The following is a 23,871-nucleotide window of genomic DNA, read 5'->3' as shown; positions in this document are numbered from 1 at the left end:
CTCATGGCCACTCATCCTTCCCACACCCCACGCAGACGCGACGGCGACGAGCGTCGGCGCAAACTGTGCGACGCGGCGATCGAGGTGCTGGCCGAGCACGGGTCCCGCGGCCTGACCCACGGACAGGTCGACCGCTACGCGGGGCTGCCCGAGGGCACCACGTCGTACTACTACCGCACCCGCACGGCCCTGTTGCGCGGCGTCGGCAAGCGCGTCGCCGAAATCGACGTCGCCAACCTGCAATCGGTGATCGACGAACCGCTCGACCCGCTCTCGCCGTTCGCGCACCTAGCCAGGCTCACCATGATGCAGGCCGACGGGCCCGGGCTCATGCTGAACAGGGCCCGGCATGAACTGCTGCTGGGCGCGGCGCGCGATCCCGATCTCGCCGAGACCTCACAGGCTTTCGTCGCGCGGATCAACTCCATGGCCCACGACGCCATCGCCCACCTGCAGCCGGCCACCGACGACCCAGAGCTGCTCGCCGCGCAAACTACCGCCGTCACCACCTTCATCGCGGGCGTGTTCACCCGACTCGTCTCCGCAGACCGCACCATCAACGACGCCGAGCGACTCAGCCGGCTACTGGAGGCGGTCGCCACCGCGGTGTCGCTACAGCGCGCATAGCGTCGCGGCGAAAAGCCCCGTGTAGGTCCCTGACCAGGCCTAACGTTGATGCCGGTTGGTATACGAGAGGATTGGATGGATATGAAGCGATCGATCTACCCATTTTTCGCCGCTGGTGTGCTGGCTTTCGCAGGGCTGACGACGACCGGCGTGGGCATCAGCAACGCCGACACGATTCAAACCGAGGGCAGCTATCCGACTCGAGAGGCTTGTCAGGACGCCGGCCCGGGCGTCAAGGCGTCAACGCCGGGGAACTGGAATAACTTCTGGTGCGTTCCGGATCGTGCGGCGGCCGGCAACTGGCGTTTGGTTCTCAGCAACTGACTGTGCCGTTCAGGACGTCGGATACGTGTAGAAGCCCTCGCCAGATTTGACGCCGAGCTTGCCCGCATCGACATAGGACTGCAACAAGTCCCGCGATTTCTTCGGCAGGTGCGGAAACTCTTCGCAGTAGTGGTTCTCGATGTCGAGCGCGACGTCCAGGCCGACCAGGTCCATCATCTGGAACGGTCCCGCCGGCACGCGCCAGTTGACCTTGAACATGCCGTCGACGTCCTCGGGGCGCGCCACGCCTTCGGCTATCACGGCCAGCGATTCACGCTTGATGGCGGCCCAGACGCGATTGAAGATGAAGCCGGTGCACTCCTTGCGCGCCTCGAAAGGATAAACGCCGAACTCGGGAAGGACGGTCAGCAAGCTGTCAAGCAGGCCGCGGTCAGTCTCGCCGTCGGACATCAGGTCGACTGCGTTGACCTCCGGCGGCATGTAAAAGTGCATGTTGCATAAACGGCTTTTGTCCTGCACATTTTCGGCCATCAGGCGCGACGGGTACGACGAAGAGTTGGTCGCGAAGATGGTGTCCGGCGGCGCCGCTTGGTCGATCTGGTCCCACGCTGCAACCTTGATCTCGAGCTTTTCCGGTACGGATTCGACGGCAAGCCAGGCATCGTCCAACGCCTCTTCGAGCGAACCTGCGGCTGTCGCGCCACCGACTTCGCCAAAGCCTCGGTCAGCCACCAGCTTCGGCAGGGTCTGCGTCACGTACTGCGTGGCGGCGGCGCGCTGTTCAGCGCGTGGGGCAAAGATCCGCACGGTTCCGCCACGGCTGGCGAACATCAGCGCGATGCGGCGGCCAAGCGTTCCCGCTCCGATCACCGCGACCGGGCGGTTCCGGATGTCTTCGAATGTGTAGGTGTACGAGCCAGTCACATACGAATGCTAAGACGCGGCCACTCGCCTGGATCAGTCACCAATCGACAAACATGTCACGGCCGTTGTCTCCGGGAGACAACTATCTCGGCGTGATGCCCAACCGGCGGACGCCGCGAGCCGCGGACGCGCGCGCCAGGCTCAGCGCCAATTTGGTGCGTCGTCGCGACGCCGGATACCAGAGTATCTCCTTGGCTTGTGTCGGAATGCGCGGCGATGTGATCGCTTGCGGGCGACAGTATTTCCGTATGCCCGCGGCACCGCCCAGCCGAGTGCCGACGCCAGACTCCTTCCAGCCACCCATCGGGAGATCGAAGGCGAAGATGTTGGATAAAACGTCGTTGACGTTCACCGCACCGACATTGAGCCGCCGGGCGATGCGTTCACCGCGCTCCCTATCACGGGTCCACACCGTCGCCGACAACCCATACTTTGAGTCGTTGGCCAGCCGGATTGCCTCCGCCTCGTCGGCGACCTTCACCACCGGGATGGTGGGCCCGAACGTCTCCTCGGTCATGCAGGTCATCGAGTGGTTGACGTCGACGAGCACCGTCGGCTCGAAAAACGCCCCCGTTCCGGTCGGCTTGCCACCGGTGATCGCGCGAGCACCGGCCGCGATCGCCTCATCGACATGCCCTTTCACTTTGTCGCGCTGTGCCGTGTTCGCCAGTGATCCAATGTCGAACGCGAACTTGCGATCGTCCTGGCCCTGCCGAAGTTGGCGGACGTTCGCGGTGAGCTTTGCCAAGAACTCGTCGTAGACCGGCGCCTCGACGTAGACCCGCTCGACCGAGACGCACACCTGGCCCGAGTTCCCCATGCCGCCCCACGCGATCCCGTTGGCGGCCCGGTCGAGATCGGCGTCGGCCAGCACTAGGGCCGGGTCTTTGCCGCCGAGCTCGAGACTGCAGGGAATCAGCCGCTCCGCGCAGGCGACCGCCACCTTCCTGCCGGTGGCCGTGGACCCGGTGAATTGCACGAAATCGGCGTTGTCGATGACCGCCACGCCGGTGTCGCCGTATCCGGTTGCCAGCGCGAGCACCGGCGGCGCGCCGATCTCGGTCCAACCGCGGACGAACTCGACCGCGGACAGCGGCGTCACTTCGGACGGTTTCAGTAGCACAGCGGCGCCTGCAGCCAATGCGGCGACCAAGTCCAACGCCGGCATCACGAACGGGTAATTCCAGGGCGTTATGACGCCGACGACTGGATATGGCCGGTAAACGGTAGTGAGTTTCTTGGTCACGGCGAACGGACTGAAAGAGCGGGGATGCTCGTCGGCGAGGAATTGCTCCGCATGACGCGCCCAGTAATCGAGCAGGGTGGCTGTGAGAGGCGCTTCAATGCTGGCCTCCGACCGCGGCTTGCCGGTCTCCGACTGCAGAACGTCGGTGATGTGCTCGGCGTTGTCGAGCACCCAGTCCTGATACGTCAACAGCCAATGCTTTCGACCGCGCGGACCGAGGGCCTCCCATTCGGGCTGGAACAGGCGCAGCTCGCGGGCCTTGGCTGCGACGTCAGCGGGCGTCTCGATCGGCACAGCGCCGACGACGGATCCGTCCGCGGGGTTGCGCACCATGATGGTCGTGGCTTCGGTCTTGGGCTGGACTGCGGTCATGGGGACCCCTTTTCCGACGTGTCGAAATCCCCCGCGCCTTGCAGTATCCCCCCGACGGGCCGGACTGCCTATAGCAGCCTGATTTGTTCGGGCTGCGGCTCGACCGGCTCGAGTAGCTCAGGCCCGTTGTTGCGCACGCTGTTGACCAGCGTCGAAATCTCGCGCAGCTCGATGTCCTGCACGTCCGGCGGCCGGGCCAGCAGCTCGGGATCCAGTGGGGCATCGGGGTTCAGCCACGTGTCCCAGTCGTCCTCGGCCAGCATCAGCGGCATACGGTCGTGGATTTCGGCCAGCTCCCCCACGGCATCGGTGGTGATGATCGTGCAACTTAGCAGTGGTTCAGCATCTTTGGCCGGTTTCCACACGGACCACAGCCCCGCCATAAACAACATGTCGCCGTCGCCGCGATGCATAAAAAACGGCGTCTTGGCCGTCTTCTTACCCGCAGCCGAATCGGGGTTGGCCCGCCATTCGTACCAGCCGTCCATCGGCACCAGGCAGCGCTTGCTCTTCGCCGAACCACGGAAAGCCGGCGAGCTGGCTACCTTGTCGGACCGGGCATTGATCAGCAACAGGCCTTTGTTATCCGGCGCGCCGTCAGCGCCGGCTTTGACCCACGGCGGGATCAATCCCCAGCGCATGAGCCGCACCCGCCGGGTGGGGTCGTCATCGGGCTCGCTGTGCCGGGTCACAACGGTCGTGACCGTATTGGTGGGCGCGACGTTGTAATTCGGCGCGTTCGAAGCACCGGTAGCCTCGTCGATCGCCTTGATTTTCTCGGCCAGCAGGGCCGGATCCGTCGTCACTGCGAAACGCCCACACATGGCTCCATGGTGGCAGAGCCGCATGACAAGCAATGATGGACCGGTGAGCACATGGCCGGCACCCGTCGCGCCATCCCCTGTGCACGCGACCGTGACCGTTCCCGGCTCGAAATCGCAGACCAACCGCGCGCTGGTGCTCGCGGCGCTGGCGGCCGCGCAGGGCTTGGGATCCCCGCGAGCCACCTCGACGATCGGCGGAGCGCTGCGCAGCCGCGATACCGACCTGATGATCGGAGCGCTGCGGAGCCTGGGCTTGCGCGTCGACGGAGACGGGACCGAGCTGACCGTCAGCGGCCGAATTGCGCCCGGCGCGGGCGCCCGGGTGGACTGCGGCCTGGCCGGCACGGTTTTGCGTTTTGTTCCGCCGCTGGCGGCGCTGGCCGATGTGCCGGTGACCTTCGACGGAGACGAGCAAGCCCGGGCCCGGCCCATCGCACCGCTGCTGGACGCGCTGCGCGGCCTGGGCGTCCCCGTCGACGGCACCGGTCTGCCGTTTCAGGTGCACGGCGGCGGATCGGTCGCCGGCGGCACCGTGGCCATCGACGCGTCGGCGTCCTCGCAGTTCGTTTCCGGGCTGTTGCTGGGCGGGGCGTCGTTCACCGAGGGCCTGACCGTTCAACACACCGGTTCGACGCTGCCGTCGGCGCCGCACATCGCGATGACGGTAGCGATGCTGCGGCAGGCCGGGGTCGATGTCGACGACTCCGTCGGCAACCGATGGCAGGTGCGGCCCGGCGCGGTCGCAGCCCGGCACTGGGACGTCGAACCCGATCTCACGAACGCGGTCGCATTCCTGGCGGCGGCCGTGGTCACCGGCGGCACGGTGCGCATCACCGGCTGGCCGGCGACCAGCGTGCAACCCGCCGACGACATCCTGGACGTTTTGAGCAAGCTCAATGCCGTTGTCAGCCACACTGATTCACTTCTCGAGGTACGCGGACCGGCAAGCTACGCAGGCTTCGGAGGCTTCGATGTCGACCTGCGCGCCGTCGGCGAGCTGACCCCGTCGGTGGCGGCACTGGCGGCGCTGGCCAACCCGGGATCGGTGTCACGGCTGAGCGGCATCGCCCATCTGCGTGGCCATGAGACGGACCGCCTCGCAGCACTGAGCGCCGAGATCAACCGCCTCGGGGGCGACTGTCAAGAGACACCCGACGGCCTGGTGATCACCGCGACCCCGCTGAAGCCGGGCACGTGGCGCGCCTATGCCGATCATCGGATGGCGATGGCCGGCGCGATCGTCGGGTTGCGGACAGCCGGCGTCACGGTGGACGACATCGGCGCAACCACCAAGACGCTGCCCGAGTTCCCGCGGCTGTGGGCCGAGATGCTGGAGGGTTCCAGCAGTTGAGATCCGGCGACTACGACGAGTCCGACGTCAAGGTACGCTCCGGCAGGGGCTCGCGACCGCGCACCAAGACCCGTCCCGAGCACGCCGACGCAGAGTCCGCCATGGTGGTCAGCGTCGACCGGGGCCGCTGGGGATGCGTGCTGGGCGGCCGTCCCGATCGCCGCGTCACGGCCATGCGGGCGCGCGAGCTCGGCCGCACCCCCATCGTTGTCGGCGACGACGTCGACATCGTCGGTGACCTGTCCGGGCGCACGGACACCCTGGCCCGCATCGTGCGGCGCGGTCCACGGCGAACGGTGTTGCGGCGCACCGCCGATGACACCGACCCCAACGAACGCGTGGTGGTCGCCAACGCGGACCAACTCCTGATGGTGGTGGCGCTGGCCGATCCGCCGCCGCGCACCGGACTGGTGGACCGGGCGCTGATCGCCGCCTATGCCGGCGGGCTGACACCGATTCTGTGCCTGACCAAGACCGACCTCGCCCCACCCGAACCGTTCGCCGAGCAGTTCGTCGACCTGGACCTGACGGTGATCGCCGCAGGCGTCGACGATCCCCTGCTCGCGGTGGCCGAGTTGCTTCCCGGCAAGATCACCGTGCTGCTCGGACATTCCGGGGTCGGCAAGTCGACCTTGGTGAATCGCCTTGTGCCCGAGGCCGATCGGGCTGTCGGCGAGGTGACCGATATCGGCCGGGGCCGGCACACCTCGACGCAGTCGGTGGCGCTGCCGCTGGGCGACTCGCTACCGGGTTCCGGTTGGGTCATCGATACTCCGGGCATCCGCTCGTTCGGGCTGGCCCACATCGAACCCGGCGACGTGCTGTCATCTTTCTCTGACTTGGCCGAGACGATCCAGGACTGCCCGCGCGGCTGCGGACACATGGGGCCGCCGGCCGACCCCGAATGCGCGCTGGACGCGCTGTCCGGGCCCGCCGTGCGCCGCGTCGCCGCCGCGAGGCGGCTGCTCGCGGCGCTCCGGGAGCAGTGACGTCCCCCGCCGAGCGTGCGTGTTTGCGCAGCGACACGCCGAGAGGTGTGTACATCTGCGCACGCTCGCGGCAGATCAGCCCTTCGCAGACCTGACCAGGCGCATGCCGAGCTCGTCGGTTGGCACCAGATGGCCTTCGGTGCAGCGGATTTCGACGGACGCATCCGCGCCACAACCCAGATGTGTAAGCCGCAGCTGGTTGTGGCCCGGCAGGTGCCGTCGCCCCCACTCGAACATCGCCCAGACCACCGGCATGAAATCGACGCCGGCCTCGGTGAGCACGTACTCGTCACGGCTGCGCTGCCCGGGTTCGCGGTAAGGCTGGCGGGTCAATAGCCCGAGGTCAACCAGTTCGGCCAGCCGCGCGGACGTGGCGGCCTTGGTGATGCCCACTCGGCGGGCGAAGTCGTCGAACCGAGTGGTGCCGTAGTACGCCTCGCGCAGGATCAGCATGGCGGATTTGGTGCCGAGCACCGTCATGGTTTTTTCTATCGCGCACTCTCCGACCGCCGACCATTTCTCGCGATCGGCCAGCACACCTTGCAGGAATGTCACCTAAATCACCTCCATCCTGGGTTGCATTTAGTATACCTAGGCGTTCACCTGGGTATAGCTAGCGATATCTAGCTCTGGACTCAAGGAGGAGTTATGACCAGTCACCAGGGGCGCGACGCCGTCATCGTCGGTGCCGTCCGTACGCCGATCGGCAAGGGCAAGGCCAGCGGCGCGCTGCACGACGTGCTGCCCGCCGACCTGCTGGCGCACAGCCTGCGTGAACTGGTGGCCCGCACCGGAGTGGACCCCGCGCAGATCGACGATGTCATCGCCGGCGCCGTCACCCAGGTCGGCGATCAGGCCGTCAACATCGCGCGCAATGCGCTGCTGGGCGCCGGGTTCCCCGAAACCGTTCCCGGCGTGACCATCGACCGTCAGTGCGGCAGCAGCCAGCAGGCCATCAGCTTCGCCGCCCAGGGCGTGCTCGCCGGTGCCTACGACCTTGTCGTCGCCGGCGGCGTGGAGTCGATGAGCCGCGTCGTGATGGGCAGCTCGGTGCTGCCGGGCAGCAATCCGTTCGGCGAGGACATGGCACACCGCTACCCCGAAGGCTTGGTGCCACAGGGCATCAGCGCCGAATTGATCGCCGCGAAGTGGGGCTTCTCGCGCACCGAGCTCGACGAGTTTTCCGCGTCCAGCCATGAGAAGGCCGCGCGCGCAACCAAAGACGGGCTTTTCGACAACGAGCTGATCCCGATCGCCGGGCTGGAAACCGACGAGATCATCCGGCCCGCCACCACGGTGGAGACCTTGGCTACTCTGCAGCCGGCGTTCTACAGCGAGGCGATGAAAGCCCGCTTCCCGCAAATTAATTGGGAGATTACGCCGGGCAACTCGTCGCCGCTGTCCGACGGCAGCGCCGCGGTCTTGATCACCACCAGTGAGCTCGCCCACAAGCTCGGGCTGCGTCCGCTGGCCCGGATTCACTCCACGACCGTGGTGGGCTCCGACCCGCTCTACATGCTGACCGGGGTCATCCCAGCGACCGAGAAGGTGTTGCAGCGCGCCGGGCTGACGCTGGCCGACATCGATTTGTTCGAGGTGAACGAGGCGTTCGCGCCCGTCGTGCTCGCGTGGGCAAAGGACGTAGATGGGGAGCAGAAGCGCGTACTAGAGCGGACCAATGTCAACGGCGGGGCCATCGCCATTGGCCACCCGCTGGGCGCGAGCGGTGCCCGCATCATGACGACGCTCGTCAACGCGCTTGAACAGCGTGGCGGCCGTTATGGCTTGCAGACGATGTGTGAGGGCGGCGGCATGGCCAACGCCACTATCATCGAGCGACTGGGCTAACCCTCCAACCTTTACACGAGCAGATTCCCCGTGCCCGCCTCGCTTAGGGCAGGGGGTTCTGCTTTTCACGCGGCCAGGTAATCACTGCGAAAATCCCAGTGCGTGCACCGCTCACCAACCGATAAGGTGCGCCCATGGACGTTGCTGCCTAGTCACAGAAGGTCGGGGTCGTGCTGCGCATAACGGAAAGAGCGGTCCGACCCTGGCCACTCAGCGAGTGGGCGCTTCTCCGTCGAGTGCTGCAAGACGGCGGCAGCAGCGACCGGTCGCCAAGTTCTGGCATAAATCCGAGGTCATCAAATGCGAGGCTACTTCCCTTGTCCGGCATGAATCGCCGAGGATCGCCGCTCTTCACGACTGGAGCCTGCGAGCAGCCAGATTACCTCGGATTTTGACGGAGAGAGAAGAGACGCTGGCGGTTCGAGGCGATGGCTTACGTCGGTAGGCGATGACCTCCCACCGCTTCACAGCGGACCATCGGACCGGCGGCTGGTAGTCGATTCGGTCAGGGATGGGCGGCAACGAACGTCTCGTTCGGCGGTCCAGGGAGCGATGTGGAGATGTCGGCGACGGCCAACAGCAATCCGGCGACAATGCCAGCGATGTGTTCGACGTTGGTCACGAAGTCCCCGCGTAGCCATCCGGCGATCACTTCCATTGCACCGCTCACGAGTGCGAAGGCAGCCAGATCGGTGTCGAGCTGACTGCCGGCGGCAACACCGAGCGGCGCCCTGATCATCGCGGACATGGCCTTAGAAATCGCGTGGGTGCTGTCCAAGCGGGCGCGCTGCAGAACCTCGGATGTGTGGGAGCGTAGAAGTAGCTGGCCGCGCCGGGGATCGGCGGTAAGGAACTCAAGAGCTGCCTCGGCGGTGGCCTGGACTTGCGTGTGGATGTCGGGCGCTGCGCGACGCGTCGCAGCGTTCACGGCCTCCAATCCCTCGGCAGTCAGGTCGCGCGCGATGGCTTCGAGCAATGCATCCGAGTCGGTGAAATGCTCGTAGAAGTAGCGGTCATTGAGTCGTGCGCGAGCGCACACCGCACGTTTCGATACCGCTCGTGCGCCCTCTTCGGCAAACAGGTCGAGCGCCGCCTCGATCAGTGCTGCGCGGCGGGTGGCGCGACGTTGTCCGGCAGTGACGCCGCCGTAGGTGCGAGTCGCTGAAGCCATCGTCTGCATTGTCCCTGATGCCCTTGACCAACCGAAATTTTTGGTGCAGTGTGGCACCACATTACCTTCTGGTGCCGGGGTGCACCAGAATTGCCCGGTGAGATATAAGGGATGCCATGTCGGTCGAATCTCGGGAAGTGTCGGTCGAGTGTGCGGACATGCCGGTTAAGCCTCCGGACGTGCCCGCTGGATCCGTGGGCCAACCGGTCGTATCTGTAGCGGATCGATTCGAGCGAGTGGCCGGGTCTCGGTTCCTCGCGCTGTTCAGCCCCGCACTTTTCGACGAAATGATGCATCCAGCGGTCTCAGCGTCGCTAGTGGACACAGGTCGGATCCGCGACGACCCGTTTGGCCGCGCACGCCGGACGGCTGCCTCGGACCAACTGGCGTTCATCGCACGAAGCGCGGACCGCCGCGAGGAAACGCACCGGTTGATTCAGCTACACCGCGACGTGAAAGGCGTTGGGCCCGACGGCGTCCGCTATAGCGCGCTCAGCCCCGAGCCGTGGAACTGGAATCTGATCAGCATCTTCTTCATGCACCGAGGAGCGTTCCTCGCGCTCACCGGCGAGCGGCTCAGCGCGGCCGATAACCAGGCGATATGGGACCGCTTCCGTGCTCTTTGCGCAGACCTGCTGATGCCCGGTCGTGCACGACAGCTCACCGAGAGCTACGAGGAGCTGTGCACGTACTACGACCAAATGGCCACCGAGACGCTAAGGCACACAACCGCTCTCGACATCGTGATGAACGCCACGCTGCGACCCCGACGCCCCGACTATGTCCCGGCTGTCACGGACCCACTATGGAAGCTATTAGGGCCGGCCGGGGGACATATGGTTGCCGTGCTCGGGTTCGGCATTATGCACCCCCGTGCGCGTGCATTGGTGCCCATGAGGTGGACCCGCCGCCACGACATCGAGTTCACGTTGCTGACCAAGCTGCTCCGGATGGCTTACCGATGGTTGCCCAGTCGAATCACTGAAACACCGTTAGCGCGCAATAGGCGTGAATACGAGCGAATCATTGCCCGCTACAAGGGCGTTGGGCTGACATCCTTCGCAGCGGGCGCAACGCAAACGTGCGGTCGTTGAGGCGCACATGTCGACCATTTGGTGAGGAGTAAGCGATGACTAGCGAGCAAACCATAGTGCCGTCCAGAAAGCCGGATACGGCGCGGAAGCGGCCGATGGCCGGGTCTGTTTGGGCTTGGCTTGTCGCCGTCCTCGGTGTCGGTGCGGTCGCGGCTATCGCGTGGAACGCGCGCAATTACCCCGATGCGCGGGTTGGCAACCCGGGGGTGACGGGGGCACCCCGGCCCGTGAAGCCGTTATTCGGATTCGATCATTGGCTCACCGTGCTCCAGGTGTTCACGATTATCGCGGTCGTCGGGCTTACCGCAGCGTTCGTTTGGGGCTGGCGCAAGTACGGGGCTCATCCGGTCTTGCTGATGGGCTTGGTCACCACGATCATCGTCTGGCAAGACCCGATGATGAACTGGGCGCCCTACGCCGTGTACAACCCACGGCTCTGGCACTTTCCGGAGTCTTGGCCGCTGGTGTCGCTCTCACCGACAATCGAGCCATTCGTCGTCATTGGCTATGTGATGTTTCAACTCGGGCCCTACTTCCCGGCGATTTGGGTGCTGCGCAAGATTCAGGCCCGTCGGCCCGTCGACTCTTTCGTGTGGCGTCACCCGCTGATCAGTCTCGGCCTGTGGATCTTGTTCTTCGGATTCATCATCGACATGATCCTGGAGGTCACGCTGGTCCGCACGGGCATGTACATCTACGCCCAGGTGATCCCGTTCGGCTCGATTTTCGTTGGGACACCCCACCAATTCCCGCTGCTTTGGGAATCCACTTTGGTCACGCTCGTGATGATCCCGGCCGGGGTCCTGATTTACCGGGACGACACAGGCCGCACGGTAGCGGAGAAGTTGGCCAGTCGGGTCCGGCTGTTTCCGAGTCGGCCGGTGCTCGGCGGTTTCCTGGTGATGCTCGTCATCGTCAACGTCGCTTATTTGGTGTATGGGGCAGCGTTCACCGCAATCAAATGGTCGGGAGCTGCCACATCCGTCGCCTGCCCGTGGCCGTACCCCGATGCGAAGGTCTTCGATCCGCAGGGCTACTACGAGAAGAACGGCCAGCAGGGCCCGTTCTCCGCTGGAATCTGGTCGAAAAGGATGAGCGGTCAGCCTGATGGACGACCAAACGTGAAACCGCCAGCCGACGGCGGGCGGTGCGGGCCCAACAATGGGTGAGTCGAGCAGCGTTGTTGTGATCACCGCCGTGTCACGCGGCCTCGCGTCGCCACGTTCCAGCTGTATCAATCCAATCCGATTAGTGGAGGTTCCTAATGCCCGACCCTGTCGAAGTCGTACGCCAGTTCTGCGCGCTGATGGAAAGGCGCGATCCTGAGGCCCTGAGACCACACCTGGCCAACGATGCCGTGTATCAGAACGTCGGCATGCCCGCATTTACCGGGGTCGAGGCCATTCTCGAGAACATGGGAGCGCAGTTCTCAATGTTTCCTGACGCATACGCATTCGAGATCGTAAATATCGCCAGCAACGGCCCGGTCGTTCTCACCGAACGACTCGACTACATCCAGGCACCGGACGGCAGCAAGCCAGCAGTCCCGGTGATGGGTACCTTCGTTGTCGGCGACAACGGGAAGATCACCCGCTGGACGGATTACTTCGACGTGTCGCTGACCGTGAAACTCCTTCAAGGCGAAGACATTAGCGCCCTCATCCCCGCGACCGTATAAGGATTTCGGCAACCTTCGAATGCCCTATCGCCTCGCCGCGAGCCCGTCGTGCTCGCGTGGGCTGCCGACACTGGCGCGGATCTGGCCAAGACCAACGTCAACGGCGGTGCAATCGCCATCGGCCACCCGCTCGGCGCTAGCGGTGCGCGGATCATGACCACGCTGCTCAACGCGCTCGAACAGCGCGGCGGACGGTACGGGCTTCAGACGATGTGCGAGGGCGGCGGCATGGCCAACGCCACCATCATCGAGCGGTCGAGCTAGGCGGCTCCCCCAGACCCAGCAGCGCACATGAAGCCCAATGCGCCCCTTAGGCGTAGGGGCGCTAGCCGCCGACACGCCCGTGAGAAGGCGGCGCCGATGCCTAGGATGAAATCACGGCGCAGATTCCTACTTGGGCTTGGTCTGGTTGAGGTGCGCGATCTCGTTGCCCCACACTGATTGCGCGCCTGCATCCCCTATGCGGTAGGTCTGGACCATCACTGCAATACCGACGGCGATGGCCACAATTGCGACGGTGACTCTGACCGCCGCGTGACGCGAGCTGGATCGACGTTCAACCAAACCCAGCACCAAAAGCGCGACCGCGACGATCAGTAGCGCGATGGCGAAGTAGATCATGGTATCGCCGAGCTCGGCGTGCTTGCGCAGGATCGGGTCGGGGTTGCGCCGCAGGTCATACAGCCATCCACCGGCATGTGCCGTGATCGGCGTTAGCACTGTTGTCACGGCGGCCAGGATGGCGGTGAACCAGACAAGGTGTCCACGGCGAGTTGCGGGCCACAGGGCACAAGCAATCTCGAGCAGTGCCGTCAGCGGTGCAAGAACGACGAGGAAATGCACAAACAGCACGTGGGCGGGCAGGCCATGAATGACGGTCATAGAGGTCCTCAAGCGCCAAAGTGCGGCGTTGTTCTGTTGGCTGGAATCGGCGTGCCGCGAGTTCGGGCGGGCGCGATCATAACGCCTTTGATGGTGGCCAAGGCAAGGCTAACAACGTCTGTGATCGGGAAGTTTGATGAGGCTGGGCTTGCTGGCGCCACCTATGAATATGCGCTTGGCTAGGCGACATGGGCGACGATCAGCGATATCCGAATCAACCGATGAAGCCGACCCGCCAACAAGCAGATGGCGCGGCAAATGAGGAACCAACGCACACCGCCGAGCCACACGCCGGCCACAGCACTAGCCGACTGAATCGGTTGCGCGCAGCGGTGCTTGGCGCCAACGACGGCATCGTCTCGGTGGCTGGCATCGTGGTCGGCGTGGCCGGGGCCACCCCACTGCGCGGTCCGATCTTCACCGCCGGGCTGGCGGCCCTGGTAGGCGGTGCGGTGTCCATGGCCCTGGGTGAATTCGTTTCGGTTTCAAGCCAGCGCGACAGCGAAACGGCCCAACTAGCCATCGAGCGGAACGAGTTGCGGCACATACCCGATGCAGAATTGGCCGAGCTCGCCGCCATCTACCAAAGACGAGGTCTTTCAGCTCAAACCGCCGCGCAAGTAGCCAAAGAGCTGACCGCTCACGACGCGCTGACTGCCCACGCTCACGCCGAACTCAATATCGATCCCGAAGACTTGGCCAACCCCTGGCAGGCCGCGGCGGCGTCGGCGGCCTCATTCCTCATTGGGGCGCTGCTGCCGCTCGTGGCTATCCTGTTGCCTCCCAACGCGTGGCGGGTCCCGGTGACCTTTGTAGCGGTGCTCGCCGCGTTGGCGCTCACCGGGGCGGCCAGCGCCCGAATCGGCAATGCACAAGTATGGCGCGCGGTGCTGCGCGTCGTAGTCGGCGGAGCAGCAGGACTCGCGTTTACCTACGGCGTCGGGCATCTTTTCGGCACCGCCGTCCACTGACAAGCCTCTTTGGCTGTGCGCCGAGCGCTCGACTGCTTCGGTCAGTTCCTCTCTTTTGGCCGCCAACCCCTCGCGCAGACGTGCAAAATGTCCGCGCTCAACCGCAATGCCCTCGCGCTGTTCGGCGATCCGCTCGCGCTCAATCGCGACGCTCTCACGTTCCTGTGCGGTGCGTATGACAGGCTCATTGATTGACGCGATAGTCCTTCGGCGGCTCGATCACGTTGCCTCCCAGCGTGTCCGAACGATTCCGTATCGCCGTCGCGGATCGGGCCCGAACGCTCACGGTCACGCCTGGCTCGGTTGAGAGCACTCGGTCTGAGGTGCGGGAACGGCACGTTGTTGTTGGGCGGCCCGCAGGATCGAGCCCGCGGTGAGGAATGCGGGTTTGTCGCGGTCAGCAGCGTCAATGGGTCGGTTGGCGGCACAGCGCATCAGCATTACGGCCAGTGCGGTGTTGGTCGTGTAACAGATGATCAGCAGGTTAACGGAACTCTGCGCACCGCTGAGGGTCATTACGTGCTGGCGTTTGTGTTCCCATCCCCGCCAGTTGAGGTCAGGTGGTCGTTGGAGCGGTGACCAGTTGACATTGATGGAGTTAATGTCTCCAAGCAAGGGAGTCAGGGCCGCGACGAGGTTCGGTAATTCATTGGTGATGCGATCTGCGTGTGGCCACCACGCGCCGTCGATCTCGTGGCCGAGTTCGACAGCCACCGATAGCCGGATGGGATTGGCTTGGTATCGGCCCACGATCGGATAACTCATCGGACGTACCGCAGCCCTCGCTTGCCGCACCCATCGATCACGTTGGCACGCCTGTTGTTAGCGAAAGCCGGTCTAGGGATGTTTGGTCGTCGCGCCATGGTAAGGGCCGCACAATTCACAGGTGGGTTCCTTCGCGGTCGGCAGCGTCTGCCTCGCGAGCGCGGGACAGGCGGAGGAATCACATTGCCCGTAGGGGTCACCCGTGGCGAATCGCGGTTAACCATCGCTGACAACGAATCGGCTCACACGTGAGCGTACGCCACCAGCACACCCCCATGGCAGCCTGTCAGGTGACCGACCTGCGTGTCAGTCCAGGAAGCCCCACAGAGCAGCATTGGAGGTGGCGCGCGATATTGCGATTAAACCAGTCCGCGGCGGCTTTTAGGCCTTTCATGAGCGCGCTGTGGTAGCACGCGGTGCACCGTCGCTCGACTGAGACCCAATGTAATTGCGATGCGATGATGCCGGCCGATTCGCCGCCGAGGCCAGCGTTGGCGATGTGGATACCCTGGTCTCCTCGCGCTGATACAGCAGCACCCGGATATGTACCAGCCTTGGAAAAGCCCTGCCGCTGAAGCGCTGCTAGTTCTCGAGTAAGCGGTGGACAGGGCCAGATTTTCGACGCTGCTTTATTAACGTCCAAGGCTGCACGCCTTCGTCCACCTTCAACGGGGCTAAATGCAGCCCCTCTCCCAGCCCGTCGCAAGGCGAACGGTACGCCTCAGATCGACGAACACAACCCCTCCACAAGCCACGGGCTCGCGAATTGGCCACATCGCTGCCCTAGCTTCGTTTCTCGGCTTGCACCCGCTTGGGCTTGCACCTCCGGACGGCGCAGAAGATATTCACTGAGCCGGGGTAACCCCACCAGTAGAGTCGATTTTTTGGCCGACCGGAAGCTGATGCTGATGGCTAATGCAAACAGGGCGCCACGAGGCCGACGGCGACCTGCATCTGAGAATTGCCGAAGAAGGATTCCGCTCCGGTCAACAAGCCGACATAATACGGCAGACCTCGGCGGCGCAGCAAGCCGGGCGGTTGACGGTGTTAGTCGTTGCGTCGGGCTGACAGGATTTGAATTTGCGACCGCTTGATCCCCACCGAGCATGGGCCAAATGTGGTTGTCTCACAATGCCTCTCACGACAGTCCGCTCGCCTACTCACTTGTAGGCGTACTGCGGTCCTGGCCCGAAGCCAGCCGCCCGAAATTGAAGGAGCCTGTTAATGACCTCTACTAGCACCTTATGGGTATTTCCGTTGATCGTCGCTGGCGGAGTGCTACAAGCCATGGGCGGCCCGATGAATAACGCCCTTCGCGTTTCTCTGGTGAACCCATGGCTAGCCACGCTGATGTCTTTCGGTCTCATTGTGCCGGTTTTTCTCGTGATCGCTGCGGTATTCGTTCGGCCATTACCGACCGCCGCGGGGCTTGCCAGCATGCCCTGGTGAGCACCGTTAGGCGGAATCGTCGGCGCCCTCGCGGTGGTCGCTGGTCTGCTGTTCATAGGGACGGTAGGCGCCGGAATCTACGCAGCACTGACCGTAAGCGCCAACCTTCTTACGTCGATACTTATCGACCACTTTGGGTGGTTCGGGATCACTGCGCACTCAATTACCCCGCACCGCGCAATCGGTGCCATCGTGCTGGTTACCGGTGTCATTCTTATTACTTCGAGCTAGAAGAGGACCCCGCCGAGCACGGCTGGCAACGGGTGAGACCTCCGATGTACTCCAACACGGGGCGGACGCTACGGGCTGCAGACGGTGTGTGCGGGCGGCCTGACCAGTAGTACATCAGCGGTCCCCGTGCTTGTAGTCTCGGTTAGCTGGCGGAGCCTGTCTCCGACGTCACCTGTGGTCGAGCACGGGTACGTCAGCAGACTCACGACGTCTCGTGCAACATTTTGTTGACCGGAGACACCCCTACTCGGACTGCAAAATCTCCCTCGGTCCAAGCGGCTCACGAAAGACATTGCGGTAGACCGAGGATTCGCGCTGCCTGATCGGGCGTTGCCACGGAGCGGCCGAGCTGGCGGCAAAGGTCTGCGGCTTCGGTCACGAGCTCGAGATTGGTCGGAGTGCGATCGCCGCCGTAGAACTCGAGCCCCACGTGGAGGTGTCCGCCGCGTTCCAGCGCCAGTTCGGCAATGGGGCTCGCGCACAGGTCGCCGCCGACGATCGAGGCAGCCCACGGAATGTCGCATCCGTCAAGCAATTCCAGGTAAGCGTCAAGCGCGCGCTCCGTCGGGGGCAACCCGAAAGGCGCTCCCAGGTAACCGCGTTCGGTCGAGAAGTAGAGCTTGATCATCGCCCCCTGGGGCAGTCGGCCCGCGCGCCACCACGCGAGAGTCGCCCGGAGAAACCCGGGTTCGTAGATGGCCAGACTGGGGCCCAGTTTCGCGTCGCGACAGATGTCGAAGGCCCGGCGGATCGATTCGAAGGAGTTGCTGTAGACCAACGGCCCCGCAGGTATGCCGTCGGCGTCCGTGCCGCCGAGGTTGACCGACCCGGGGTCGGTAAGCCCGACCCGCATACCGGCTGCGGCGAGTGGGAGGAGGTGTTCGTAGGAAATTGAAGATCGCTGATCGAAGTGGACCGTTGGATACAGCAGGGCATCCGGCCGAGCAGCGAGCACGGGCCGCCAAGCTTCCAGGTAGCGCTCGACCGCCTGCTCCACGCTGAGGCCGTAACGGTCGATGTGATTGTGGATGATTGCCGCGCCGGCCTCTATACAGCCGAGGGCATCTGCAACGATCTCCGGCGGCTCGACAGGCACGTGGGGATTGGTCGCCTTCGATGTGACGCCGTTGATGGCGCATTCAATGATGACGGGATTCATCCGGTGGATCCTCTGTCGCGGTTAGAGCTTCGCGTCAAGCGCACAGCCCGGGACAGTCTACGGCGGCGACGGAAGGTTGCTGGCGTTTCCGTTGATCTTCGGTTACGAAGAAAGATCACGGTCGATGGAGGTGCATCAATGGCGACAGCAAAAATAGGGCCGGTGACCGTCGCACCGTTACGTGTCCAGCCCGCCTACGCTGACCGTGACGCTGTTCGGCGCACGATTCTCGATCACGCTCCGTACCCATTGATGATTGCCGGCGCGGGGTACAGCGAGATGCTGCAATCAGCGCCACTGGACCCGTGGTTCCGGACCACTTGGGCAGCCGACACCAACCCTCTTGACGCGTCAATCCAAGCACCAATAGATGATCCGCTATTCAATGAAGGAGCTGGAAAACTCTTCGGAGCGAAGATCATTCAAGCACTCGTTGTGAACGTGATGGGTCCGATGGCGGCAGGATACCGCCACGTCGATCTCCCAACCTATCGAGGCATCTCCCCGAAGACTCCGCTCTGGTTTCCCAAGGTGATGGGGGTGTCCGGCCTCTTCGAACGATGGGCGGTTCGAGTCGCAGGCGCACTCAGCTGGTTTTACGACGGAACCGATGGCGAGTACGAATACTCGCCGCGGGGCATCGACCATCCCTCCGAGTGCGAACGCGGACCGTTCGGAAATGTCGCGCTCTTTGGTGACAACGATCTGATGTTCCATCAAGTCGGCGCGATTGGAGACGCCCAGCACTTCCAAGATCAGATCAAGCTCACCGTGCAATCCGAGATTCGGCCTGGCGACCGACGCTGGGAGATAACGGACGGCACCTCGGTCATCGGAACTTGCCGAATGACCAAGTACGAATCTCATTGCTGTGGTGGGCAATTACCTTCCGTGACGAACGTGAGGCGCTCGCTTACGACGAGCACGAAGACGACCTCGACGTCGAAACGGCGATATCGAGATTCTGCGACGACCTCACCGAGCGCGGTATCGATTTCACGCCGCCTCAGGATTCCTTCAACGACCAAACGTGGAGCACGTTACTCACCCAAACCTATTTAGTGAGCGCATTTGTCTGACCAGAGGCTGCCCGCCACTGGTATCCTCGCCGGCGATGCCCACTGCCGCCTGTAACGGGGTCGCGCTCCACTATGAGCGCGCCGGTGACGGTCCACGACTGCTGTACTGCAACGGATCTGGCACCACACTGGATTCGACCCGCCCGCTGCTTGAGAAGTTGTCAGCGCAATTCGAGCTGCTGGCCTTCGACTACCGGGGCATGGGACGCAGCGCGCCCGTAACCGAGCCGTATGCAATGGCCGACGTTGCCGCGGACGTGGCCGCGCTGCTCGACGCCGTCGGTTGGGACCGAATGGCGTTGGCCGGGTTGAGCTACGGCGGCATGGTCGCGCAGGAAGTCGCGGTGACCTTCCCAGACCGGATCGACCGGATGGCCCTCATGGCCACCTCACCCGGCGGCGCCTTCGCGTCCTACCCGCTGGAGGCAATGGCGGATCTGCCGACCCTCGATCGCGGACTCCGGTCCCTCAACTTGGCGGACCGCCGCTGGACGGCTGAGTGGTTCGCCGCGCACCCCGACGACATCGCACCGGTGGCCAACGGCCGGGCCATCGTCGACAGGATCACCAACGCCACGCTGCACGTCTACGAGAGCGGCCACCTTTTCCTGTTGCAGGATCCGGCCGCATGGCCGGCAATCGCCGCATTCTTGGGCGCCTGAGCCGCTACGTCTCAATCCGTTGGATGAGCCTTCAGCGCGGCGATGAAGCCATCCGGGTCCTCAAGGCTGATGTAGAGGCGATGGACCTCCCCCCAGGTTCCGGCCTGGAACTTTAGTGATTTCGAGGTAACGGGGTGGGCAAACTTGAGCTCGAGGAAACCGGCGTTACGAGGAACTTCTCCCCGGTCGCTCGCTTGACGTAAGCATGGAACGCGTCGGGCCTGAGCATGGCGGGTGAAACCTCCCGGGTGTAGGTGCTGGCGAACGTCGTGGTGAGCTCCGCGGCCACACGGGCCCGGAGCCTGCCAAAGGGCCCCGATGCTGGCGAGGAACGGCGTCAGCAGCCACCCACCGACACCCCACGCCATGCCGTAGTTCCTGGTGAGCGTCGTCGGACTCGTGTCGAGTCCGCCGTAGATGTACACCTGCTTGTGGACGCTCGACCCATAGCGTGAGTACTCCGCTGTGTTCGTGCTGGCCGCTTCCTCCATGCCACTGAGGATCTGACTCGCGAGCGTGCCCCCACCGGTGGCGTCGAACGCAAGCGTCGCGGACGTCGCTTTGAGAGCCTCGACGAGGTCGGTCGAGAAGGACGGCGATTCCGAGTTGCAGACATGAACCGCGCCCAGCGACTTCAGCAGCTCCTCTTGGTCGGGCTTGCGCACGATGTTGACAAGCGGCACCCCGTCCCTGCTGCAGAGCTTGACGAGCATCTGGCCCAGATTCGACGCCGCAGCCGTGTGCACCAGGGCTGAATGACCTTCGCGGCGCATGGTTTCCAGCATTCCGAGAGCTGTCAATGGATTGATGAAGGAAGACGCCCCATCCTTCGCCGTCGCCCCCTCGGGTAAGACAAGGCACGCGGAGGCATCGACCACCCGATACTGCGTGTACATTCCGCCGCCAGCGATCCCCACCGTTTTCCCGACCAGGGCCTGGGCCGCTGAGGACGACCCGGCAGCCACGACGGTGCCCGCGCCCTCATTTCCCACCGGAAGCGGTTTATCCAGCCGCGCGGAAAGCCCTTTCAGTGCCTCCGCTCCCAACGGCGCGGTGACGCTCGGGCGCTCCGGCGTGCCCGCCACCGTGGCGGTCGACATGTCGGCGCCGGCAATGAGAACGCCCAAGTCGGACGGGTTGATCGGCGAGGCTTCCACGCGTACCAAGACCTCATTAGCGGTCGGGGATGGAACCGGGACATCGTGCAGTGAGAGCTCGAGCGTGCCCTGCGACGTGACCAACGAACGCAGTTCCAGTGCATTGTCAGGCAAATCTTCTGCGGCCACCGGGTGCCTCGTTCCTGTTGTGGAGGTGCCTTTGATCATATGAATCCGCAGCGCAGTTATCGATATTCCCCGAGGTCGGCGCGCACGTTATTGAGACGGTGATGGCCTCGTCCCGATCGCTCGACGCCTCGCCATCGGGCTCGCGGCACCGGCTACCCAGGTGGTTGTGGCTTGACTCCCAGTTGGTCGATCAGGCGACGAACGCGCGACTCAATGGCGTCCCGAATCGGACGCACCTGATCCACCCCTAGACCGGCCGGGTCAGCCAGCTCCCAGTTTTCATATCGCTTGCCGGGGAAGTACGGACACGCGTCGCCGCAGCCCATAGTCACGATCACGTCGGCGCCTTCGACGATGTCATTGGTCCATCGCTTGGGATGCTCGCGGGCAATGTCGATGCCGACTTCGGCCATCGCAGCGACGGCAGCAGGATTGATCTCGTCGGCTGGTTCGGATCCACCTGAGTAGACGGACGCTTGGCCACCGGCAAGGTGCTTGAAGAAACCCATTGCCATTTGCGATCGACCTGCGTTGTGGGTGCACAAGAACAACAGGCTCGGCGTGCCGGGACGGTCGGTCATCGGGCGCTCCGGTCGAATCTGGGTCGCAGGGCCAGCGACACGTAGACCAACCCGACGAGCACCGGCACTTCGATCAGCGGGCCGACGACACCGGCAAGAGCTTGACCGGAAGTAGCGCCGAAGGTGGCGATGGCCACCGCGATAGCCAATTCGAAATTGTTGCCGGCGGCGGTGAATGCCAGTGTGGTCGTGCGTTGGTAGCCCAACCCGAGCATCGCCCCGAGGATGTAGCCACCGCCCCACATGATGGCGAAGTAGGCCAGCAGGGGCATTGCTATGCGGGCGACATCGATTGGGCGGCTGAGGATCTGGTCGCCTTGCAGTGCGAACAGGATGACGATGGTGAACAGCAACCCGTAGAGTGCCCACGGGCCGACCTTGGGCAAGAATCGGGATTCGTACCACCTCCGCCCCTTGGCCTTCTCCCCGAACCGTCGCGATAGATACCCGGCAATCAGTGGGATGCCCAAGAAGATCAGTACAGACTTGGCGATCCGCCACGGCGATGTGCTGATGGTGGTCTGCTGCAAGCCGAGCCAGCCGGGCAGGACCGCCAGATAAAACCAACCGAGTACGGCGAATATGACAACCTGGAAGACAGAGTTCAGGGCGACCAGTACCGCTGCGGCCTCACGGTCCCCGCAGGCGAGGTCGTTCCAGATGATCACCATCGCGATGCACCGAGCTAAGCCGACGATGATCAGTCCGGTGCGGTACTCGGGCAAATCGGGCACCAATAGCCACGCCATGGCAAACATCAGCGCCGGACCGATCACCCAGTTCAACAGCAGCGAGCTGAGCAACAGCCTGCGATCACGGGTCACGGTGTCGAGCCGGTCATAGCGGACCTTGGCCAGGACCGGATACATCATGACCAGTAGACCCAGCGCGATGGGCAACGAAATACCGTCAATCTTCATATGATTCAGGTCTGCATTCAATGCCGGCACGAACCGGCCGACGAGCAGACCGGTGGCCATCGCAATGCCAATCCAGACCGGCAGCAGCCGGTCCAGAACGGAGAGCCTTTCGACAACGGCGGTGTCTTCGTGCTCCTGCATTGCCTGCGTCACGAACGCGCGCCAGCCCTGTCACCGCTCTCGGAATCCGAGTCGGCCAGCACGGTGTACACCTCCCACCTTTCCCCGGCGGGCCCGGTCACCCATACCTTGTCCTGGGTGGCAAAGCAGCACGTGGTTCCCATCTCTTCCTCGGTGAACATGCCCTGATCGGCCAGGCGCGCGATTTCGGCGTGTACGGCCTCGCTGGACTCCACTTCGACGCCCAGGTGATTGAGCGTTCCGCCGTGGCCGGGGTTTTCGATGAGGACCAGCTTCAGCGGCGGCTGGGTCACCGCGAAGTTCGCATAGCCCGGTTTAACCTTGGCCGGCGCGATGTTGAACAGCTTGGAGTAGAAGGTGATTGCCTCGTCGAGGTCGTCGACGTTGAGAGCGAGTTGAGCGCGGGGCATGACAGGCCTCCCTACCTCTGTGGCTTATGTCGAACTCGTGATAGCCTCGATCCTGCCACCTTTTCGATATATGTCAAACAAACTATGGCAGAATGGTTGGCATGCCAAAGACCTTGCCTGTCGTCGATATGTCAGCGCCGGTGTGCTGTTCGCCGGTGGCGGCTGGGCCCGTCGATGACCAAGCTGCATTGGATATTGCGGCACGACTTAAAGCTCTGGCCGATCCGGCACGGGTCAAGCTCGTTTCGTTGCTGTTCAGCTCGGAGGCCGGTGAGGTGTGCAATTGTGACCTCGCTGCGGCAGTAGGACTTAGCGAGTCGACGGTGAGTCATCACCTGACACAGTTGCGCCGGGCAGGGATCGTGGAGTCTGAGCGACGAGGAATGAATGTGTACCACCGTGCTCGTCGGGAGTCCCTCGTCGCGCTGTGTGCGGTTCTGGATCCCAATTGCTGCCGGTGAACTGGGGCTATGCCAACCGATTTGACAGTTCAGTCCATTCGTTCGACCCATTGAGCCCGAGATGGTCCCGGCTCGAACGGGTCGCTGAAGTACTGCGTCTCACGGACCACTTCCGCACCCTCGAATTCCATGATGCTGACCACGTAGGACGGTTGCCCGTCATACGTCATGACCAGTTCACTGATCCAAAGATCGCCGCCGCCGAGCATGCGTCGCACGGTGAAGCGTTTTGTGTTCGGCTGGGCCTCACGCGACGCTTCAATGTTTGCTCGACCCCGGATGCGCTCGCCCGATTGCGGATATTCGAGAACCGCGTCAGCTCGGTAGATTTGGTGTTCCGTCGCGAAGTCGTTGGCGTCGGAGGCTTCCCAGTGGCGCCGAAGCGCGGCCCGCACGTCGTCATCACCCATGGCCATCTTCCTTCCAGCGGATGCATCAACGTCGATTCCGCACCATAGCCCTCGC

At 63.8% G+C, this 23,871-nt stretch carries 22 protein-coding genes and 4 pseudogenes; 14 read left to right on the top strand and 12 right to left on the bottom strand.

Going from position 1 to position 23,871, the window contains the following annotated elements:
- The first annotated feature begins 3 nt into the window (after nucleotides 1-3).
- Together ACLP9N_RS37505 and ACLP9N_RS37500 are read left to right on the top strand one after the other, a co-directional pair.
- Complete coding sequence (locus ACLP9N_RS37505) at nucleotides 4-627, top strand: TetR/AcrR family transcriptional regulator (protein WP_442412131.1); 624 nt, start codon at nucleotides 4-6, stop codon at nucleotides 625-627.
- Nucleotides 628-702: 75 nt separating this feature from the next.
- Entirely contained in the window at nucleotides 703-951 is a 249-nt protein-coding gene (locus ACLP9N_RS37500; RefSeq protein WP_442412130.1) for a hypothetical protein, read from the top strand.
- A 9-nt stretch (nucleotides 952-960) separates the two neighbouring features.
- Here ACLP9N_RS37500 and ACLP9N_RS37495 read toward each other — a convergent pair whose 3' ends face one another.
- The 3 genes from ACLP9N_RS37495 to ACLP9N_RS37485 form a co-directional block, all read right to left on the bottom strand.
- Nucleotides 961-1,836, bottom strand: coding sequence for a 3-hydroxyacyl-CoA dehydrogenase family protein (locus ACLP9N_RS37495; RefSeq protein WP_442412129.1), 876 nt, complete (start codon nucleotides 1,834-1,836; stop codon nucleotides 961-963).
- 82 nt (nucleotides 1,837-1,918) lie between these two features.
- Nucleotides 1,919-3,454: an aldehyde dehydrogenase family protein gene (locus ACLP9N_RS37490; RefSeq protein ID WP_442412128.1), complete on the bottom strand. Its 1,536-nt coding sequence runs from the start codon at nucleotides 3,452-3,454 to the stop codon at nucleotides 1,919-1,921.
- A gap of 68 nt (nucleotides 3,455-3,522) precedes the next feature.
- The gene (locus ACLP9N_RS37485) at nucleotides 3,523-4,278 is read right to left on the bottom strand and encodes an SOS response-associated peptidase (protein WP_442412127.1); all 756 of its coding nucleotides are present in this window, start codon (nucleotides 4,276-4,278) and stop codon (nucleotides 3,523-3,525) included.
- A gap of 43 nt (nucleotides 4,279-4,321) precedes the next feature.
- Between ACLP9N_RS37485 and aroA the strand changes: the two genes are divergently transcribed.
- Complete coding sequence (gene aroA, locus ACLP9N_RS37480; RefSeq protein WP_442412126.1) at nucleotides 4,322-5,629, top strand: 3-phosphoshikimate 1-carboxyvinyltransferase; 1,308 nt, start codon at nucleotides 4,322-4,324, stop codon at nucleotides 5,627-5,629.
- Entirely contained in the window at nucleotides 5,626-6,618 is a 993-nt protein-coding gene (rsgA, locus tag ACLP9N_RS37475; RefSeq protein ID WP_442412125.1) for a ribosome small subunit-dependent GTPase A, read from the top strand. Before aroA ends, rsgA begins: the two co-directional genes overlap by 4 nt.
- A 75-nt stretch (nucleotides 6,619-6,693) precedes the next feature.
- On the opposite strand, the gene ACLP9N_RS37470 is transcribed toward rsgA, so the two are convergent.
- Nucleotides 6,694-7,173: a winged helix-turn-helix transcriptional regulator gene (locus tag ACLP9N_RS37470; RefSeq protein WP_442412124.1), complete on the bottom strand. Its 480-nt coding sequence runs from the start codon at nucleotides 7,171-7,173 to the stop codon at nucleotides 6,694-6,696.
- A 93-nt stretch (nucleotides 7,174-7,266) separates the two neighbouring features.
- On the opposite strand from ACLP9N_RS37470, the gene ACLP9N_RS37465 reads away from it, so the two are divergent.
- Complete coding sequence (locus ACLP9N_RS37465) at nucleotides 7,267-8,466, top strand: thiolase family protein (RefSeq protein ID WP_442412123.1); 1,200 nt, start codon at nucleotides 7,267-7,269, stop codon at nucleotides 8,464-8,466.
- 505 nt (nucleotides 8,467-8,971) lie between these two features.
- Here ACLP9N_RS37465 and ACLP9N_RS37460 read toward each other — a convergent pair.
- Nucleotides 8,972-9,637 (bottom strand): TetR/AcrR family transcriptional regulator, encoded by a 666-nt coding sequence (locus tag ACLP9N_RS37460; protein WP_442412122.1) that lies wholly within the window; start codon nucleotides 9,635-9,637, stop codon nucleotides 8,972-8,974.
- A 116-nt stretch (nucleotides 9,638-9,753) separates the two neighbouring features.
- Here ACLP9N_RS37460 and ACLP9N_RS37455 point away from each other — a divergent pair, with 116 nt between their 5' ends.
- From ACLP9N_RS37455 to ACLP9N_RS37440, 4 genes and pseudogenes are all read left to right on the top strand, one after another.
- Nucleotides 9,754-10,731, top strand: a complete 978-nt coding sequence (locus tag ACLP9N_RS37455) for an oxygenase MpaB family protein (RefSeq protein WP_442412121.1) — start codon at nucleotides 9,754-9,756, stop codon at nucleotides 10,729-10,731.
- A gap of 35 nt (nucleotides 10,732-10,766) precedes the next feature.
- Nucleotides 10,767-11,900 (top strand): spirocyclase AveC family protein, encoded by a 1,134-nt coding sequence (locus ACLP9N_RS37450; RefSeq protein WP_442412120.1) that lies wholly within the window; start codon nucleotides 10,767-10,769, stop codon nucleotides 11,898-11,900.
- Nucleotides 11,901-11,995: 95 nt separating this feature from the next.
- Entirely contained in the window at nucleotides 11,996-12,409 is a 414-nt protein-coding gene (locus ACLP9N_RS37445; protein WP_442412119.1) for a limonene-1,2-epoxide hydrolase family protein, read from the top strand.
- Nucleotides 12,410-12,451: 42 nt separating this feature from the next.
- Nucleotides 12,452-12,673 (top strand): annotated as a pseudogene (locus tag ACLP9N_RS37440) (steroid 3-ketoacyl-CoA thiolase); the annotation flags it as partial.
- Between the two features lie 126 nt (nucleotides 12,674-12,799).
- Here the strand turns inward: ACLP9N_RS37440 and ACLP9N_RS37435 are convergent.
- Nucleotides 12,800-13,291, bottom strand: a complete 492-nt coding sequence (locus ACLP9N_RS37435; RefSeq protein WP_442412118.1) for a DUF2231 domain-containing protein — start codon at nucleotides 13,289-13,291, stop codon at nucleotides 12,800-12,802.
- A 221-nt stretch (nucleotides 13,292-13,512) separates the two neighbouring features.
- Between ACLP9N_RS37435 and ACLP9N_RS37430 the strand changes: the two genes are divergently transcribed.
- On the top strand, nucleotides 13,513-14,262 hold the full coding sequence (locus tag ACLP9N_RS37430) for a VIT1/CCC1 transporter family protein (protein ID WP_442412141.1): 750 nt from the start codon (nucleotides 13,513-13,515) through the stop codon (nucleotides 14,260-14,262).
- Nucleotides 14,263-14,550: 288 nt separating this feature from the next.
- Here ACLP9N_RS37430 and ACLP9N_RS37425 read toward each other — a convergent pair whose 3' ends face one another.
- A complete protein-coding gene (locus tag ACLP9N_RS37425; RefSeq protein WP_442412117.1) occupies nucleotides 14,551-15,027 on the bottom strand; it encodes a DUF5994 family protein in 477 nt (158 codons plus the stop codon).
- Nucleotides 15,028-16,251: 1,224 nt separating this feature from the next.
- Here ACLP9N_RS37425 and ACLP9N_RS37420 point away from each other — a divergent pair.
- Nucleotides 16,252-16,707 (top strand): annotated as a pseudogene (locus ACLP9N_RS37420) (DMT family transporter).
- Nucleotides 16,708-16,987: 280 nt separating this feature from the next.
- On the opposite strand, the gene ACLP9N_RS37415 reads toward ACLP9N_RS37420, so the two are convergent.
- Nucleotides 16,988-17,866: a 3-keto-5-aminohexanoate cleavage protein gene (locus ACLP9N_RS37415; RefSeq protein WP_442412116.1), complete on the bottom strand. Its 879-nt coding sequence runs from the start codon at nucleotides 17,864-17,866 to the stop codon at nucleotides 16,988-16,990.
- 138 nt (nucleotides 17,867-18,004) lie between these two features.
- Between ACLP9N_RS37415 and ACLP9N_RS37410 the strand changes: the two genes are divergently transcribed.
- Nucleotides 18,005-18,928, top strand: a complete 924-nt coding sequence (locus ACLP9N_RS37410) for a hypothetical protein (RefSeq protein WP_442412115.1) — start codon at nucleotides 18,005-18,007, stop codon at nucleotides 18,926-18,928.
- Nucleotides 18,929-18,980: 52 nt separating this feature from the next.
- Nucleotides 18,981-19,607, top strand: coding sequence for an alpha/beta fold hydrolase (locus ACLP9N_RS37405; RefSeq protein ID WP_442412114.1), 627 nt, complete (start codon nucleotides 18,981-18,983; stop codon nucleotides 19,605-19,607).
- A 112-nt stretch (nucleotides 19,608-19,719) separates the two neighbouring features.
- On the opposite strand, the pseudogene ACLP9N_RS37400 reads toward ACLP9N_RS37405, so the two are convergent.
- The 3 genes and pseudogenes from ACLP9N_RS37400 to ACLP9N_RS37390 form a co-directional block, all read right to left on the bottom strand.
- Nucleotides 19,720-20,932, bottom strand: a pseudogene (locus ACLP9N_RS37400) (zinc-binding dehydrogenase).
- Nucleotides 20,933-21,045: 113 nt separating this feature from the next.
- Nucleotides 21,046-22,535: pseudogene (gene arsB, locus ACLP9N_RS37395) on the bottom strand (ACR3 family arsenite efflux transporter).
- Between the two features lie 8 nt (nucleotides 22,536-22,543).
- The gene (locus ACLP9N_RS37390; RefSeq protein ID WP_442412113.1) at nucleotides 22,544-22,945 is read right to left on the bottom strand and encodes an ArsI/CadI family heavy metal resistance metalloenzyme; all 402 of its coding nucleotides are present in this window, start codon (nucleotides 22,943-22,945) and stop codon (nucleotides 22,544-22,546) included.
- 101 nt (nucleotides 22,946-23,046) lie between these two features.
- On the opposite strand from ACLP9N_RS37390, the gene ACLP9N_RS37385 reads away from it, so the two are divergent.
- Nucleotides 23,047-23,406, top strand: coding sequence for an Rv2640c family ArsR-like transcriptional regulator (locus ACLP9N_RS37385; RefSeq protein ID WP_442412112.1), 360 nt, complete (start codon nucleotides 23,047-23,049; stop codon nucleotides 23,404-23,406).
- Nucleotides 23,407-23,435: 29 nt separating this feature from the next.
- Here ACLP9N_RS37385 and ACLP9N_RS37380 read toward each other — a convergent pair whose 3' ends face one another.
- Complete coding sequence (locus ACLP9N_RS37380; protein ID WP_442412111.1) at nucleotides 23,436-23,816, bottom strand: nuclear transport factor 2 family protein; 381 nt, start codon at nucleotides 23,814-23,816, stop codon at nucleotides 23,436-23,438.
- Between the last annotated feature and the right edge of the window lie 55 nt (nucleotides 23,817-23,871).

Source organism: Mycobacterium sp. (assembly GCF_052144515.1).
GTDB lineage: Bacteria > Actinomycetota > Actinomycetes > Mycobacteriales > Mycobacteriaceae > Mycobacterium.
Note: the sequence above shows the minus strand (reverse complement) of the source record. Positions and strands in the feature narration are given on the sequence as shown.